Here is a 16,545-nt window from a genome sequence, read left to right on the forward strand (position 1 = left end):
TTTTATTTTTTGTAGGTATTATTTGCTCGATTCACATCGGCCATGATTTCTATAGGATCAATTAAAATGGTTTTAATGTTTTCCTTGTTTTGATTGATGATAAGTTCATAGGTTGGATAAGCCCAATCCCATCCTTCTAGCACAGTTCGTTTGATTTTTGGGAATGGATTGTCTTTACTCCATCGCATTAATGTATTTGGAACGTAAAAACTTTCCATTGTGCCGTCAGTATATACCACTACAATATCGAGTGGCATAGGTGTTCGACCGATTCTTTCCAAAATCACTTTTGTGGTATTGGCTTCAGAATAGACGCTTTTAAAGCCGTAATCTATTGTATTTGTAGTTTTGGTCCAATCGGTTAAAAACCAGTCTAAATTTGCACCTGAAACTCTTTCTGCAGTATTCCTGATATCATTAGGCGTTGGATGCGTGAATTTGTATTCTTGGAAGTAACGCTTCAATGTTTTGTTAAAGTTTTCGGTACCGATTAAATATTCTAACTGCGTTAAGAATAAATTTCCTTTGCTATAAGCTTGAATGCTATAAGGGCGATTCTCATCGTAACGATCGGCATGCGTAGTTTGCGGTTGTTCTTTACCTGATTTGACCATGTTGAGGTAATTGGCATACGAATCGGCATGAGGATTGTCTACTTTTTTATCGGCAATTTCATTCAATCCATAGTTTTCCAGCCAAGTAGTAAAACCTTCGTCCATCCAGCTGTGTTTGGCTTCATTAGTAGCCAATACATGTTGGAACCATGAGTGTGCCATTTCGTGTGCGGTAACGCCTAGTAAGCCTTCAAATTCGCCAGTACCTAAGATTAGTGTACACATGGCATATTCCATACCGCCATCACCGCCTTGAATTACAGAATATTGCTGGTAAGGATATTTTCCGACAGTTCTGTTGTAAATTTCCATTAACTGGGCAGTTTTTGGTTGCAGTTTTTTCCAGTTTTCGATTATAGACGAATCGTTTTGGTACAAGAAATGAAGAGTGGTTCCAAAATTGGTTTTGTATACATCATGGATGTAGTCTTTATCGGCTGCCCAAGTAAAATCATGTACTTTAGGAGCTAAAAAATGCCAAGTTAAGGTCTTTTGCTTTTTAGGGATAGCCACTTTAACTCCTTCATCTTGGTAGTTGTAACCAATTTGATTTCCGTTTTGAAGATAACCGGTTCCGCCTAAGATGTAATTTTTGTCAATAGTGATTTTAACATCAAAATTGCCCCACACACCATGAAATTCACGGGCGATGTATGGGTCGGCCTGCCATCCGTCGATATCGTACTCTGCCATTTTGGGATACCATTGTGACATTGATAATTCGATACCTTCTTTATTGTTTCTTCCTGAACGGCGAATTTGAATTGGAACTTGTCCCTCAAAATCCATAGAAAAAGTTGTGGTTGCTTTTGGCAACAGGGGTTGCGCTAAAGTTACCTCCAAGATGGTACTCACTCTTTTATTGGCAACAGCGACACCATCTTGTTTTAAATTGGTTACATATAAATAACCTATTTCGTTTGGTTTTAATGAAGCGATGCGGCTTTCTTTGGTTTCTTTGTCGCCCACTTTTACGCGGTTCACCATTCGGCCGTCCGGATCTTTAATCGATTTTAAGCGCGCGTCCATTGGGCTATTCGGTTGAAAAGCATTGTTGTAAAGATGAAAGTACACTCTTTTTAAAGTATCCGGAGAATTGTTAGTGTACGCTAAAGATTGTATTCCTTTGTATTGGTAAGTTTTCACATCCATAGTGACTTCCATTTTATAATCGGCATTTTGTTGCCAATAACCTGGATTGGGATTGTTTTGGGCAAAAACTCCTAAAGGAAGTAGTAATAAAAAGAATTGTTTCATATCTATTGAAATAAAAAGGAAGGGACTAGACCCTTCCCAAATATTAAAAAATCTGTTGTTATTTTTTTGCCATTTTATCGGCCATTTGTAAAGCGCTTAATGCATTTACGATTTTACCTGTTTTACTGATTTTAGGAAAAGTAGTTTGTTCTCCTTTTTCGCCAGCCAGAGTAAAAGTATTGTTCAAAGGCGTTCCTGAATCCATGATGATATGTTTCACTTGTGAAGCTGTAAGTGAAGGGTAGTACGCACGGATTAAAGCCGCTACACCAGCTACATTCGGGGAAGCCATAGAAGTTCCTTGTAAATATTCATAAGTACTGTTTGGCGTTGTAGCATAGATTTTAACACCTGGTGCGAAAATGTCTACATTTTCTTTACCGTAGTTAGAGAAATCGGCCATTTGAGAAGAACCGTATTCGTAGTTTAATGCACCAATTGTTAAAACATTGTCTGCGTATTCCGGGTTCTTACCTTCTGCATCATTAGGGAAGTTAGGCGCTAGATCAATGTCTTTAGCGTCATTTCCTGCGGCATGAACAAATAAAACGTCTTTAGAAGCAGCATATTTGATGGCATCAATTACCCATTGTTTGTTTGGTGAGTAGCTTTTTCCAAAACTTCCGTTGATTACTTTAGCACCGTTATCTACTGCATAGCGAATAGCTAAAGCAATGTCTTTATCATACTCGTCACCATTTGGTACGGCACGGCATGACATGATTTTTACCACATCGGTTGCTACTCCATCGCCACCTTTATTGTTATTGCGAACTTGCGCAATGATACCCGCTACGTGTGTACCGTGCTTTGCGCTTTCTTTTTTAGGGCCAATTACGTTGTTGTTTCCGTATTTGGTATCGTTGATATCATTAGGGTTGTCACCCACCACTTTTCTACCGTCGAATTCAAGATTCAAATTGTAGTTTAGATTGTCGTAGATGTATTCTTTGTAATTATTGATTTCGGTGTCAAATTTGGATTTATCACCACCTATGTTAGCCATTACCTGAGCTATAATATTTTGAGATTGTAGTAAACCTTGATCCGTAGTTTTGATAGCCTTTACTTCTGCTAGGGTAAAATTGGTTTTTCCTAAATGCTTTGCAACAGTGGCTTCTGCTGCAAGTATCATATCCAATTGTTGTTTTTGAGGTGCTAACTCTGCTTCTTTGGATTTTAATTCCGCTAAAGCATTTTCATACTGTACCGATCCATCATTTCCTTTTTTAACGATACGAGTCATTTCCAATTGTTCGTTGTCTGACTCACCAAGGAAGTTCCATCCGTTGATATCATCTACATAACCATTGTTGTCGTCGTCTTTTTTGTTTCCTGCAATTTCTTTAGGATTTACCCAGATGCTTGATTTTAAATCTTCATGTTCGATATCGATACCGCTGTCTACTACTGCTACGATAATTTTATTGGCTTTTTTACCTTTTAAGAAATCATAGGCTAAATCTACGCTCATACCAGGCACTGTATCTTTAACCAAGTCCAAATGACTCCAACGTTCCATTTGTTTTTCGGTCATTTTAGTGGTTTTCAATGGCATAGCATCAATCTTGGCAGGATCTATACTAACCAATGCTTTTGGAGCGCTACAGCTTGCTAATGCTAAAGCAAATAAACCGGAGATATAAAAAGGTTTAAAGTTTTTCATAATATGAAATTAAAAATTTTGATAAAAGTCTGAATTTTTCGAGTAAATGTAATGAATTTAACATTAGATTAATATATCCTCACAGCGGAATACTTCTTTTAGGCGCACGCCTTTTTCGGTTTGTTCCACGGTAATGATTTGATTATGGGCATCATGTTCGAGCCATAAATAGTAATTGTTTTCAGCCGCTGCATTAAGAAATTTAGCTTTTTCAGGCATTGTCAACAAGGGGCGGGTATCGTATCCCATAACATAGGGCAATGGTAAGTGTCCTGCTGTGGCTAATAAATCGGCCATGAATACAATCGTTTTGTCTTTGTATTCGATATGCGGAATCATCATTTTTTCGGTATGACCATCAACGTAGAAAATTCCAAAACCCATTTCTTTGGAAATTCCAAAATCACTGTTGGGGCGTTCAATGAACTTCAGTTGGCCGCTTTCCTGCATGGGAAGAATATTTTCGGAAAGAAATGAGGCTTTTTCACGCGCATTAGGTTGTGTGGCCCATTCCCAATGGTTATCATTAGTCCAGAAAGTTGCATTTGGAAAAGCGATTTGGTAACCCGTGCGGTCTTTGTTCCATTCTACACTTCCACCACAATGGTCGAAATGCAGGTGCGTCATGAACACATCGGTGATATCATTGCGGTGAAAACCGTTTTTAATAAGGGATTTGTCTAGAGAGTCATCTCCCCAAAGCGAATAATAGCCGAAGAATTTATCGGATTGTTTGTTGCCCATTCCAGTATCGATCAGGATGAGGCGATTTCCTTCTTCGATAAGCATACAGCGAGCGGCTATATCGATGAGGTTGTTGTTGTCGGCCGGATTGGTTTTGCTCCAAATGGTTTTTGGGACAACGCCAAACATGGCACCTCCGTCCAATTTAAAGTTACCGGCTTCGATAGGATATATTTTCATAGTTTTTATAATGGTACACAAATTTAGGATATTAGTTGGAAAGTTGAAAGCGTAAGTTGAAAGTTAGAAAGTTGTAAAGTTTTTGATATTCTAAGTATCTAAAGAGTTTATCGTTTTTGGTTTATAGTTACCAAGTGGTCATTCAATTCTAATAAAAGATTAATTCAACCCTATTATTGCAGGTTGTTGGGCAAAAAAAGTTCTATATCTGAACTAAATTTCTAACTTATTTTAATACTATTGATGGAGGTATTTTACTGTTTATTAGTTGTAAATGGGGTTATATGGCATATGCAATTAAAAAATGACCTTGTTAACATTTGTCATATAATGTATGGGTATAAATCCATAAATTTGAGAGACTAACTTTTAAATTCATTGAAATGAACCACTATACAACTGTAGAAGACGCCGTCAGTGTTATTCAAAGTGGCGACCGTATATTTTCACATGGTAGTGCCTGTACGCCGAATTTGCTTTTGGATGAGCTGGCACGTCAATCGGGTAGATTAAAGAACGTTGAGTTTGTTTCTATTACACAACAAGGGAACGTTGAAATTGCCAAGCCACAATACAAGGACAGTTTTTATATCAATTCACTTTTTGTTTCTACCCCAGTGCGTGAGGCGGTGAATTCTGAACGTGGTGATTTTGTGCCAGTATTTTTGAGTGAAATACCGATCCTTTTCAAGAATGGACATCTTCCTATCGACGTTGCTTTGGTTACGGTTTCACCACCAGATGCTCATGGGTACTGCACTTTGGGTACTTCGGTGGATGTGGCACGAAGTGCGGTTGATTCAGCTCAAAAAATCATTGCACAGGTAAACCCCAAAATGCCAAGAACACATGGTAACGGAATGATACACTACAGTAGGATTGACAAAATGGTGTGGCATGACGAACCCTTATTGACAGTTGATTATGGAGCCAAAGTAGGAGAAGAAGAATTATTGATTGGAAGTCACGTTGCTCAATTGATAGATGATCGTTCGACATTGCAGATGGGGATTGGTACTATACCCGATGCGGTGTTGCAATGTTTGGGAAATCACAAAGACCTTGGAGTACATACGGAGATGATTAGTAATGGGATTGTAGATTTAATGCAAAAGGACGTAGTGAACAATAAGTACAAAGGCGTTCATTTGAATAGAACTATTACCAGTTTTGCTTTTGGCACCCAAAAACTATACGACTACATTGACGATAATCCAGCTTTTGCTTTTATGGATGTGGAACAGGTGAATTACCCGATTAACATCATGATGAATAAAAAAATGGTCGCTATCAACTCGGCGATTGAGATTGATTTGACGGGTCAGGTTTGTGCAGATTCTATTGGAAGTTACCAATACAGTGGAATAGGTGGTCAGATGGATTTTATGCGAGGTGCTGCACTTTCGGAGGGAGGGAAACCAATTATTGCAATCTCCTCTAGGACAAAAAAAGGATTACCAAGGATAGTGCCGTTTTTAAAGCAAGGCGCTGGAGTTGTAACTACCCGTGGGCATATTCATTATGTGGTGACCGAGTTTGGGACGGCTTATTTGTATGGTAAGAATTTGCGCCAAAGAGCTCAAGCACTCATTGAAATATCTCATCCGGAAGATAGGGAAATGTTGGAACGAGCCGCTTTTGAGCGTTTTAATCACTAATTTTTTGAGTGAGAATTACTTTGACTATTTTTTAGTGTATACCGATTGTAAACCCGGGAAGTTACTACTTCTCGGGTTGTTTTTTTAGTATATAATTAAACAGTTTGCGCTTTTACGCTACTCTTTTGTTTTCTCGGAATTATTTTCCCTTCTTTTTGAGCACGAAGGTAAAAATAGATGCCTATTAGCAGTAGAGTAGTTGCGGTAACTATGGAATTTTCGACACCCACTGCACCACCATTAAGGATTTCCGGACCAGTGAATTTGGAAAGGATTATTCTTCCCATATCATTTAGTCCTGTAAGACTGGAGCCGTAAAAGATTTGTGCAAAATTCCAGCTGAAGTGAAAAAAGAAAGGGAGCCAAAGTTTTTTGGAATAGACAAACAACACTGTCATGGTGAAACCCCATACCAAATCAACAAAGAGGCTGAACATGTTGGCATTGGGATTGAACATGTGTGAGGTTTCAATTAGCATTATGACGAAAATTGCTATGTTAGTGCCCAACCAGTTTTCTATAATACGGGCAATGAGTGCTCTGTGGAAGAGGTCTTCGATTAGAGCGGCTATGACCAATGTTCCGAACAATTTCCAGGAATAATAGTCCAATGATATACCGAATACTTGATAGTATCCAGATAGATACAGAATTGAGATGGTAATTGAAATGGCTCCAAACCCCAGAATACTACTTCCTATTATTGTCTGGGTTACATTTTTTAACGATAATTCGGTGATGTCCCTTTTGTCAATAATTCGGAAGAAATAATAGTAGGAGAGCAGCAATACAAAGAAGGAAATGGTGTGAATGATGGGATCGGCTACGTTCTTGTCCGGGAAGATACTATACAAAACAGGTTTAGAAATGAAGTTTTGGACAACTACAAATACTCCGAAACAGAAAACGATTCCGAGTACCATTTTCGTGAGCGGAAAATGGAGGATTTTTTTGATTGATGGATTCATGATGATGATGATTTTTGATTGATTACTAAGTAGGTATGAAATTCCCTACAATTGTTACAATTTGAGTACTGTTTTTATTTTCTGTTGCACAAAACCATTTCGGCTGTCCTACTTATTTTTTTGTAGTTTTGAGTGGTATTTAAACTGTTTAGATTGTGAGAACATTTTCATATAGTAATTGGAGTTTTTCTACCATCATTGTAGTAGCAGCTACTCTTTTTTTGAGCGTAGTAAATAGTTATGCACAGGAAACTATTCGATTATACCAAAAACCGAAATTGGTACTTCATAGTTGGTATCCTGAGTACCTACCGAATCCAAAACTTAAAATAGGAGAAAGTAAAATTCTGTTTACTATTGTCGAAGCGTTTGAAAAGACTAGGATTAGGCATAATGACATTGATTTAATAACGTCTAATGGTCAGGTTCATATTGAAGAGACTGATAAAGGCAATCAATATTTCGTTAAAGTGGGTCCAATCAATGCTAAATATGTTGAATTTGAAGCTTGGTTTGAACTAGGTGATACGAAGGTATTGATTAAGAACAATGGGAAATGGGTGATTTGTAGCGATTTGTATAAAGTGAAAGATAATAGGATTTTGCTTGGCACCATTAAGTTGGCTGTCCAGCCTTAGAGTATTCAGCGATACTCGTTGTATTCTGAATTAAAAAGCCCACAATTATTGTGGGCTTTTTGTTTTACTGGTAACTGTATTCGTAAAAATTGGTCAGTTTGCCATTATTGTATTCTGCTTTGGTTTCTTTGCATTTCGAGGCGAGGGATTTGGTAATGGTTTTTGAGATGGTTTTCCCTTCGCTTCGGATTTCAACTTTTTGTTTCTTTTTATTTGTGGTGATAATGTGCTCTAGTACCACTGATTTATTTTCAATTTTCTTGTAGTTGGAGTACTTACGATCGGTGGGATTTTTGTATTCGTAAACAATTTTATAGACACCTTCGTCTTCTTCGATGATGCGGTCATTGTCGTCATATTTGTACGATTTTGGAAAACCAGACATTTCTCCTTCGCTATCATACCGTTCGCCTTTATTGGGAAGCGATGTTTTGGAATCCAAATAGTAAAGAGCGGATAACACGATTCCTTTTTTATCGACTGAGACTATAGCGAATTGATTTTTGGTGTATTTGTAAATCTCTTTGGTTTTATTTCCTTTTTCATCAACACTTACGATACTGTCAATCAGGCTAAATTGATCGCGGTAATAATTGGTTTCTTCTTTTATGACTTTGTTGACAAGTTTGGTCTGTTTCACGATTTGATTGTTCTTGTCGTAGAGTTCAATAATTTGAATGCCGGTTTTTTTCTTTTTAGCAGCGTCTTTGAACACTGTAATGGTCACTTTTTCGCTTTTGCATTTTTTAGGATTGAATTTGTCTTTTGGTACATAAAGAGAATACGGGAGTTTTTGGATTTTGGCGGCTAGTTTTTCATTCATGCTGAAATTGTCATCCAATATGTCTTGCGCTTTCTGTTTGTTGAGTTTTTTGATTTTTTCCTTTCGTTCTTTGTAATAGACAGCATCTTTGAAAGGGATTTCGAAGTATTTCTCGAATTCTTCGATGTACCGTGATGGATTCTTGATTAGGATGGGTTTGTCTTTTCCGTTGGATAATAAGACACCTATCGGCGGACTGGTTTTTTTATTTCGGAAGTAGTATTCTTTTGTGTTGGCAAATTTAACCACTTGGTCTGTTTTGGTTACGATCACCTTGAGTTCTTCCGTTTTGGCAAAATGAGCCGTAAATCTTTTTTGTATTTCATCGTGTTTGGCTACCAAGGACGTGTCTTCTGTTTGTTTATAAAACACAATGGCTTGTTGTTTTTTGGTGTCAAAATCAGCTTTTGATTTTGGGTTTTTTTCGAGTAATAAAGCGGTCGAACAACCGGTTAGCAGCATACAAGCTACAATTACTAATAGTGGTTTTTTAGTCATGGTTTTTAGTTGTTTGCTTGATTTCACTCAAATATAATAAATCGTGAAATTTCCCACAAAACATTTTTCAATATAAAGATTATTTATCAGGGAATTAGTTATAAAAATGTTACTTATTATGAAAAAGGGTTTTTATGTTATATCTTTGCGGTTTAAAACAGTTTAATTTAGACAAAATCAAAATAAGCAATGATAAAAGTTTCAGAATCAGCAAGTAAGAAAATTGTCGACATGATGAAAGACGATGGTTTTGACCCTACAAACGACTATGTGCGAGTTGGAGTTAAAAGTGGAGGCTGTTCAGGCTTGTCTTATGAGTTGAAATTTGACAAGGAAATAGGTGAAAGTGACAAGGTTTTTGAAGACAATAATGTAAAAATTGCTGTTGAAAAGAAATCATTTTTATACTTAGCTGGAACTATTTTAGAATATTCAGGCGGTTTAAACGGAAAGGGATTTGTTTTCAATAATCCTAATGCACAGCGTACGTGCGGTTGTGGAGAGAGTTTTTCGCTCTAGTCGAAAGCCTAAAGTTGGCTTTTAAAATTTTTTAAATAATAAAAATGTCAAAGTATACAGAAGACGACTTAAAAGTCGAACTCGAAAATAAAGAATACGAATACGGTTTTTATACCGATATCGAATCAGAAACGTTTCCGCCAGGGTTAAACGAAGATATCGTGCGTGCGATTTCAAAAAAGAAAAACGAACCGGAATGGATGACCGATTGGCGTTTGGAAGCGTTTCGTGCTTGGGAAGAAATGATTGAGCCGGAATGGGCCAATGTACATTATGAGAAGCCTGATTTTCAGGCAGTATCGTATTACTCGGCACCCAAGAAAAAAGACAAATACGAGAGCCTTGATGAGGTAGATCCAGAATTATTGGAAACTTTCAAAAAGTTAGGTATTTCTATAGATGAGCAAAAGAAATTGGCTGGCGTTGCGGTAGATATCGTAATGGATTCGGTTTCGGTTGCTACAACATTTAAAAAGACATTAGCGGAAAAAGGTATTATTTTCTGTTCCATTTCGGAAGCCATTCAAGAGCACCCGGAGTTGGTTCAAAAATACATCGGAAGTGTTGTTCCTCAAAAAGACAATTTCTATGCGGCTTTGAATTCGGCTGTATTCTCTGATGGATCGTTCTGTTATATTCCAAAAGGCGTTCGATGCCCGATGGAATTGTCTACGTATTTCCGTATCAATCAAGGTGGAACTGGACAGTTTGAAAGAACGTTGGTTATTGCTGATGAAGGCAGTTATGTTTCGTATCTGGAAGGATGTACGGCACCTAGTCGTGATGAAAACCAGTTGCATGCTGCAGTAGTAGAACTAATTGCTTTGGATGATGCTGAAATCAAATATTCTACGGTACAAAACTGGTATCCTGGTAATAAAGAAGGAAAAGGTGGTGTTTTCAACTTCGTAACCAAAAGAGGTTTATGCGAAAAGAATGCTAAAATTTCTTGGACACAGGTAGAAACCGGTTCTGCAGTAACGTGGAAGTATCCATCTTGTATCTTAAAAGGAGATAATTCAATAGGAGAGTTCTATTCAATTGCAGTTACCAATAATTACCAGCAAGCCGATACGGGAACTAAAATGATTCATTTGGGTAAAAACACCAAGTCTACAATTATTTCCAAAGGTATTTCTGCTGGAAAATCACAAAATAGTTATAGAGGATTGGTGCAAATCAGCTCGCGTGCAGAGAATGCGCGAAACTTTTCACAATGTGACTCGTTATTAATGGGCAACAATTGTGGTGCCCATACTTTTCCTTATATCGAATCGAATAATTCAACGGCTAAAATAGAGCACGAAGCTACTACTTCAAAAATTGGAGAAGACCAAGTATTCTATTGTAACCAGCGTGGTATTCCGACTGAAAAAGCAATCGCTTTGATTGTGAACGGTTTCAGTAAAGAAGTATTGAACAAGCTGCCGATGGAATTCGCAGTGGAAGCCCAGAAATTATTAGAGATTTCATTGGAGGGATCAGTAGGATAATCATTATAAATATATTTTTAAGATAGTACTATCATGTTAACGATAAAGAATTTGCACGCCTCTGTAGAGGATAAAGAAATATTAAAAGGAATTAACCTTGAAGTAAAAGCTGGAGAAATTCATGCGATTATGGGGCCTAACGGTGCCGGAAAGTCTACACTTTCTTCAATCATTGCAGGAAATGAGAATTATGAAGTATCTGAAGGAGAAATCCTGTTGGATGGAGAAGATGTTTCTGAGTTGGCTCCAGAAGAAAGAGCACACAAAGGTATTTTCCTTTCGTTCCAATATCCTGTTGAAATTCCAGGAGTTTCGGTAACCAATTTTATCAAAACCGCTATTAACGAAAAGCGTAAAGCGAATGGTTTGGAAGAAATGCCAGCCAATGAAATGTTGAAAATGATTCGTGAGAAGTCGGAATTATTGGAAATGGATAGAAAGTTTCTTTCGCGTTCGTTGAACGAAGGTTTCTCTGGAGGTGAAAAGAAACGTAACGAAATTTTCCAAATGGCCATGTTAGAACCCAAAGTGGCTATTCTTGATGAGACCGATTCTGGTTTGGATATCGATGCTTTACGTATCGTGGCGAATGGTGTCAATAAATTGAAAAGTGAAGACAATGCAGTAGTTGTCATTACGCACTATCAAAGATTATTGGAATATATTGTTCCAGATTTTGTTCACGTTTTGATGGATGGAAAAATCATCAAATCGGGTGGCAAGGAATTGGCATTGGAGTTAGAAGAAAAAGGATACGATTGGTTAAAATAATTGGTACGGTTTACTAGTTTGTAGTTTAGGTCTTGTGATTTAAACGGTAAACGATAAACCCTAAACATTGAAAATGGATTTAAAAGAAAAATTAATATCGTCTTTTATGGCTTTCGAAGAGAAAGTGGATGTGGTGACCGATTTGCACGATATCCGTACCGAAGCCTTAAAAAACTTTGAATCAAAAGGGTTTCCGACAAAAAAAGAGGAAGCTTGGAAGTATACTTCACTGAATTCAGTTCTAAAGAACGACTTCAGTATTTTCCCTAAGAAGGAGAACGCGATCGAATTCAAGGAAGTGAAAAAATACTTCTTGAATGACGTAGATACTTATAAAGTAGTTTTCATTGATGGAATATTCAGTTCTTTCTTGTCTTCTACTACACACGATGGTTTGGATGTTTGTTTGATGTCATCGGCATTGACCAAGCCCAAATACAAAATGATTATTGATACGTATTTCAATCAAATAGCCAATAAAGAAGAAAGTTTGACCTCTTTGAATACGGCGTTTGCATTTGAAGGTGCGTATGTCAATATTCCGAAAAGTAGAGTGGTTGATAAACCTATCGAAATCATTTATTTTTCTACGGGTAATGAAGCTGCGCTGATGGTACAACCGCGTAATTTGATTATTGTGGGTGAAAATGCACACGTGCAAATCGTGGAGCGTCATCAGAGTTTGAATTCGAATCCTGTATTGACCAATTCAGTAACCGAAATTTTTGCGCAAAAGCGTGCCATTGTGGATTATTACAAAATCCAGAATGATATGCAGACAGCGAATCTAATTGATAATACGTACATCTCACAGAAACAGGAAAGCCGAGTGGCTGTACACACGTTTTCTTTCGGGGGTAATATCACGCGTAATAATCTGAATTTCTACCACCACGGTGAGCGAATTGACAGTACGTTGAAAGGAATTACCATTATTGGTGATAAACAACACGTGGATCATTATACTTTGGTTAACCATGAACAACCGAACTGCGAAAGTCACCAGAATTATAAAACCATTTTAGACGGTCAATCGACTGGTGTTTTCAATGGGAAAATTTATGTGGAGAAGGAAGCGCAAAAAACCGATGCTTTCCAACAAAATAACAACATCTTATTAAGTGATAAAGCGACTATCAATGCAAAACCACAATTGGAAATTTTTGCAGATGATGTGAAGTGTTCGCATGGTTGTACTATAGGTCAGTTGGATGACAGTGCGATGTTTTACATGCAACAACGCGGTATTCCTAAAAAAGAAGCCAAAGCGTTATTAATGTATGCCTTCACCAGCGAAGTAACCGCGAGTATCAAAATACCTGAATTAAAAGCTAAAATTGCCCGAATCATTGCCGATAAATTAGGCGTGAAAATGGGATTTGATCTATAAAACCTTGTAATTGCCTTGAAAAATACTAGTAAAGTTCTTTTTGGAATCGTATTGTGGATTTTTATGGGTAGTCAAACGGCTACTGCACAATTTTTTGAAGAAAATATTTATTATGAAGGAGAGCTTTCCGGAATTGCGTCTTTTTTGATGGAAGATGAAAACGGAGATGTTCAATTTTTGACGCTTGGCGGATTGGGACTAAAAGGCGGTGTCGGAATTCATAATGACGAAGGAAGTCTATTTTTGGGTGTTCATTCCGGAGTGGAAGGTAATTTTAGACATAGAACTGGAATAATACCGGTTTATGTTAATAGCCGAGTTGCATTTGATGTATCAGAGAATGGGAAAATCATTCTAGGTTTTGGATATGGTAGAAGTATGCAGATTGGAACCGAAAGATATGCCGGCTATTTGCGTAAATATTCGATTGCACATGCCATTGGTGATGAAAACATGTTCAGTTATTTCGTTGAGGTTGCCAATCATGGATTCAGGTATCCTGACGGAGTTCGAGCAACAACAGTTAATTTAGGCATAGCTCTTACGTTTTTATAAAAAATAGTGTAACTATATAAAATAAAAAAACCGCTTCTTGAAGCGGTTTTTTTATTTGTTACTATTTGATACTATTGGTAATATCTCTTAAGAATCCATTAAAATCAAATTCAGGCTCTTCGGTAAGTCCTAAACGAACAATTACAAGGTTTTTGGATGGGAATAAGGCAACCATTTGTCCTTGGTAGCCACTGCAATATATCATTTCTTTGGTTACATCAGGGAAATAGCCTCCTTTGTTGAGCCAGAATTGTGCGCCATAACGGCCGTTGGAGGTGTTTGTTGGTGTTGCGGCATAGTTGAACCATTTTTCATCGAACAGCTGTTGTCCGTTCCAATTGCCTTTGTGCAAATACAATAAGCCAAATTTAGCCCAATCTCTGGCATTGGCCCAAGCATAGGAAGACCCTACATAATTGCCTTTCATGTCGGCTTCCACCACCATCGAATTCATACCAATTTTGTCAATCAAAGCACTGTACCAAAAATCCAAATACTCTTGATGTGTTTTGAACTGTTTTCGTAAAATACCCGAAAGCAAATTGGTAGTCCCGGAAGAATAGTTCCAATGCGTATTGGGTTGGAAAGCCGCTGGTTTTATCAATTGGGAGCGTGTCATGTCCTCATCCAAGAAAAGCATTTTGGTCACATCCGATATTTTACCGTAATCTTCTTCCCATTCTAGTCCAGAGTTCATGTGTAATAAATCACTCGTGGTAATTTTTTTGCGTTCGTCGTTTTGCCATTCCGGAAACGGAGCCGGTTTGTAAATGTCGAATTTACCTTGTTGCTGCAGAATACCAAAGTAGGTAGCGGTGATACTTTTGGTCATGGACCATCCTAAAAATCTTGAATTTTTGGTAAAACCATCAGCGTATTTTTCTGCAATGATTTTGTCTTTGTAAATCACTACAACTGCTCTCGTTCTTAGTTTTTGTTGTCCTTTTTTGTCGAAAGCATTGTTTACCGTTGCTTCGAGTTTTTTATAATCTACTGTGCTGAATACAGTATCATTTGGTGCTGCATTTCCGTATGGGAAAGGAGTTGAATTGTCTGGTTTTGCTCTTTTAGGTACTAAGTAGGGTAAAGAAGCGTCGTATTCATCATTAACTAAAACGGCACCTAATCCTTCACGGAAAATGGCTTTTCTCGACTTCAGTCCGTATACCGAAGCCTCTGCAAATTTTTCCTTATCGTTGATTTGGTTGTCAGCCAAGTCAATCATATCAATATCATTGTCTCCATTTTCAATAACCTCTAACGGTCGATTGTCCAGAAAATAGCCGGAAGCAACGCTTTTGGATGAAAACCCCGAGATTAAATCCAGTTTGGGATAAGTTTTAAAACTATAATAGATAATTGCAGCTACTACAACCAACCCTAGAAAGCGGAAAAATTTTCTCATAATGTGATGTTATTGTACTGCAATTTAATTATTTGTATTGAAATGAAGTAATTTTTTCAGGCTTTAGTTGATTCATTAAACTTTTCTAAAATATTCTTGATTTCGGGGGCAAATGTTTACTTTTGTATTTAGAAAAATTCTAAATAAAAATGCTGAATATCCAAAAAATAAGAGCCGATTTCCCAATTCTGAATCAAACAGTTAACGGGAAACCCTTACTATACTTCGATAACGGTGCCACGTCACAAAAACCAAAGGTGGTTATCGATGCCATTACCAAATATTATGAAGAGATCAATGCCAATATACACAGAGGAGTACATACATTAAGTCAGTTGGCTACAGATGCGTATGAAGCCTCGAGAGAGAAAATTCAAAAGCACATTAATGCGGAGCATCTTCACGAGGTGATTTTTACTTCGGGTACAACCCAAGGAATCAATTTGGTGGCGAATGGCATGGCAGCTTTTGTGAAAGAAGGCGATGAGGTTATGGTTTCGGCATTGGAACACCATAGTAATATTGTGCCTTGGCAGTTTTTGTGTGAGAAAACTGGCGCAAAACTGGTAGTAATACCAATGAATGAAGAGGGAGAACTCGTAATGTCTGAATACGATCGTTTGCTTACAGCCAAAACCAAAATTGTGGCGGTCAATCATATTTCGAATGCATTAGGTGTGATCAATCCAATTGAATATATGATTCAGAAAGCGCATGAAGTGGGAGCAGCTATTTTGATTGATGGGGCGCAGGCTACGCCGCACTTAAAACCGGATGTTCAGGCTTTGGATTGTGATTTTTATGTGTTTTCAGGACACAAGATATGTGGGCCGACCGGAGTTGGTATTTTGTATGGGAAAGAAGCTTGGTTAAATAAACTGCCTCCGTATATGGGCGGTGGAGAAATGATTAAAGAAGTTACTTTCGAGAAAACCACGTATGCAGAATTACCACATAAATTTGAAGCGGGAACGCCTAACATTGCCGATGGGATTGTGTTGGGAACCGCTATCGATTATTTGAATGAAGTAGGTTTTGAAAATATTCAAGAGCAAGAGCGCTCACTTTTAGCTCATGCTACCGAAAAATTATCCGAAATTGAAGGTTTGAAAATTTACGGGACGTCTGCTCAAAAGACTTCGGTAGTTTCTTTTAATATTGAAGGAATTCATCCGTATGATATTGGCACGATTATAGATAAATTAGGTATAGCGGTTAGAACAGGGCATCATTGTGCTCAACCCATCATGAATTATTTTGGAATTCCGGGTACGGTTAGAGCGAGTTTTTCGTTTTATAATACGAAAGAAGAAATTGATATCTTTGTGGAAGCCGTTAAAAAAGCAAAAACGATGCTTTCTTAATT

Annotated in this window: 14 protein-coding genes; 8 read left to right on the plus strand and 6 right to left on the minus strand. The window is 37.5% G+C overall.

Features of this window, described 5'->3' with window-relative positions:
• Positions 1-2: 2 nt before the first annotated feature.
• The 3 genes from ACS8MM_RS13755 to ACS8MM_RS13765 form a co-directional block, all read right to left on the minus strand.
• Positions 3-1,871: a M1 family metallopeptidase gene (locus ACS8MM_RS13755; RefSeq protein ID WP_379717903.1), complete on the minus strand. Its 1,869-nt coding sequence runs from the start codon at positions 1,869-1,871 to the stop codon at positions 3-5.
• 58 nt (positions 1,872-1,929) lie between these two features.
• Positions 1,930-3,537 (minus strand): S8 family peptidase, encoded by a 1,608-nt coding sequence (locus ACS8MM_RS13760; RefSeq protein ID WP_379717905.1) that lies wholly within the window; start codon positions 3,535-3,537, stop codon positions 1,930-1,932.
• A gap of 63 nt (positions 3,538-3,600) precedes the next feature.
• Entirely contained in the window at positions 3,601-4,461 is an 861-nt protein-coding gene (locus ACS8MM_RS13765) for an MBL fold metallo-hydrolase (RefSeq protein ID WP_379717907.1), read from the minus strand.
• Positions 4,462-4,844: 383 nt separating this feature from the next.
• On the opposite strand from ACS8MM_RS13765, the gene ACS8MM_RS13770 reads away from it, so the two are divergent.
• A complete protein-coding gene (locus tag ACS8MM_RS13770) occupies positions 4,845-6,119 on the plus strand; it encodes an acetyl-CoA hydrolase/transferase family protein (protein WP_379717909.1) in 1,275 nt (424 codons plus the stop codon).
• 95 nt (positions 6,120-6,214) lie between these two features.
• Here ACS8MM_RS13770 and ACS8MM_RS13775 read toward each other — a convergent pair whose 3' ends face one another.
• The gene (locus tag ACS8MM_RS13775; RefSeq protein ID WP_379717911.1) at positions 6,215-7,087 is read right to left on the minus strand and encodes a CPBP family intramembrane glutamic endopeptidase; all 873 of its coding nucleotides are present in this window, start codon (positions 7,085-7,087) and stop codon (positions 6,215-6,217) included.
• Between the two features lie 155 nt (positions 7,088-7,242).
• Between ACS8MM_RS13775 and ACS8MM_RS13780 the strand changes: the two genes are divergently transcribed.
• Positions 7,243-7,725: a hypothetical protein gene (locus tag ACS8MM_RS13780; protein ID WP_379717913.1), complete on the plus strand. Its 483-nt coding sequence runs from the start codon at positions 7,243-7,245 to the stop codon at positions 7,723-7,725.
• Between the two features lie 64 nt (positions 7,726-7,789).
• On the opposite strand, the gene ACS8MM_RS13785 is transcribed toward ACS8MM_RS13780, so the two are convergent.
• Positions 7,790-9,046, minus strand: a complete 1,257-nt coding sequence (locus ACS8MM_RS13785) for a hypothetical protein (protein ID WP_379717915.1) — start codon at positions 9,044-9,046, stop codon at positions 7,790-7,792.
• A 189-nt stretch (positions 9,047-9,235) separates the two neighbouring features.
• Here ACS8MM_RS13785 and ACS8MM_RS13790 point away from each other — a divergent pair, with 189 nt between their 5' ends.
• The 5 genes from ACS8MM_RS13790 (at position 9,236) to ACS8MM_RS13810 (ending at position 13,774) form a co-directional block, all read left to right on the plus strand.
• Entirely contained in the window at positions 9,236-9,565 is a 330-nt protein-coding gene (locus ACS8MM_RS13790) for a HesB/IscA family protein (RefSeq protein ID WP_379717917.1), read from the plus strand.
• Positions 9,566-9,609: 44 nt separating this feature from the next.
• Positions 9,610-11,058, plus strand: a complete 1,449-nt coding sequence (sufB, locus tag ACS8MM_RS13795) for a Fe-S cluster assembly protein SufB (protein WP_379717919.1) — start codon at positions 9,610-9,612, stop codon at positions 11,056-11,058.
• 33 nt (positions 11,059-11,091) lie between these two features.
• Positions 11,092-11,829 (plus strand): Fe-S cluster assembly ATPase SufC, encoded by a 738-nt coding sequence (gene sufC / locus ACS8MM_RS13800; protein WP_379717921.1) that lies wholly within the window; start codon positions 11,092-11,094, stop codon positions 11,827-11,829.
• Between the two features lie 73 nt (positions 11,830-11,902).
• The gene (gene sufD / locus ACS8MM_RS13805; RefSeq protein ID WP_379717923.1) at positions 11,903-13,219 is read left to right on the plus strand and encodes a Fe-S cluster assembly protein SufD; all 1,317 of its coding nucleotides are present in this window, start codon (positions 11,903-11,905) and stop codon (positions 13,217-13,219) included.
• 15 nt (positions 13,220-13,234) lie between these two features.
• Positions 13,235-13,774, plus strand: coding sequence for a hypothetical protein (locus ACS8MM_RS13810; RefSeq protein ID WP_379717925.1), 540 nt, complete (start codon positions 13,235-13,237; stop codon positions 13,772-13,774).
• A 61-nt stretch (positions 13,775-13,835) separates the two neighbouring features.
• On the opposite strand, the gene ACS8MM_RS13815 is transcribed toward ACS8MM_RS13810, so the two are convergent.
• Complete coding sequence (locus ACS8MM_RS13815) at positions 13,836-15,179, minus strand: serine hydrolase domain-containing protein (protein WP_379717927.1); 1,344 nt, start codon at positions 15,177-15,179, stop codon at positions 13,836-13,838.
• Positions 15,180-15,328: 149 nt separating this feature from the next.
• On the opposite strand from ACS8MM_RS13815, the gene ACS8MM_RS13820 reads away from it, so the two are divergent.
• On the plus strand, positions 15,329-16,543 hold the full coding sequence (locus tag ACS8MM_RS13820; RefSeq protein WP_379717929.1) for an aminotransferase class V-fold PLP-dependent enzyme: 1,215 nt from the start codon (positions 15,329-15,331) through the stop codon (positions 16,541-16,543).
• Positions 16,544-16,545: the final 2 nt, after the last annotated feature.

It is taken from the genome of Flavobacterium sp. MAHUQ-57 (assembly GCF_051908335.1).
Taxonomy (GTDB): Bacteria; Bacteroidota; Bacteroidia; order Flavobacteriales; family Flavobacteriaceae; genus Flavobacterium.

Coding starts and splice junctions, on each gene's coding strand:
- ACS8MM_RS13755 (WP_379717903.1), bottom strand. CDS start 1,871: ATGAAACAATTCTTTTTATTACTACTTCCTTTAGGAGTTTTTGCCCAA.
- ACS8MM_RS13760 (WP_379717905.1), bottom strand. CDS start 3,537: ATGAAAAACTTTAAACCTTTTTATATCTCCGGTTTATTTGCTTTAGCA.
- ACS8MM_RS13765 (WP_379717907.1), bottom strand. CDS start 4,461: ATGAAAATATATCCTATCGAAGCCGGTAACTTTAAATTGGACGGAGGT.
- ACS8MM_RS13770 (WP_379717909.1), top strand. CDS start 4,845: ATGAACCACTATACAACTGTAGAAGACGCCGTCAGTGTTATTCAAAGT.
- ACS8MM_RS13775 (WP_379717911.1), bottom strand. CDS start 7,087: ATGAATCCATCAATCAAAAAAATCCTCCATTTTCCGCTCACGAAAATG.
- ACS8MM_RS13785 (WP_379717915.1), bottom strand. CDS start 9,046: ATGACTAAAAAACCACTATTAGTAATTGTAGCTTGTATGCTGCTAACC.
- ACS8MM_RS13790 (WP_379717917.1), top strand. CDS start 9,236: ATGATAAAAGTTTCAGAATCAGCAAGTAAGAAAATTGTCGACATGATG.
- sufB (WP_379717919.1), top strand. CDS start 9,610: ATGTCAAAGTATACAGAAGACGACTTAAAAGTCGAACTCGAAAATAAA.
- sufC (WP_379717921.1), top strand. CDS start 11,092: ATGTTAACGATAAAGAATTTGCACGCCTCTGTAGAGGATAAAGAAATA.
- sufD (WP_379717923.1), top strand. CDS start 11,903: ATGGATTTAAAAGAAAAATTAATATCGTCTTTTATGGCTTTCGAAGAG.
- ACS8MM_RS13815 (WP_379717927.1), bottom strand. CDS start 15,179: ATGAGAAAATTTTTCCGCTTTCTAGGGTTGGTTGTAGTAGCTGCAATT.
- ACS8MM_RS13820 (WP_379717929.1), top strand. CDS start 15,329: ATGCTGAATATCCAAAAAATAAGAGCCGATTTCCCAATTCTGAATCAA.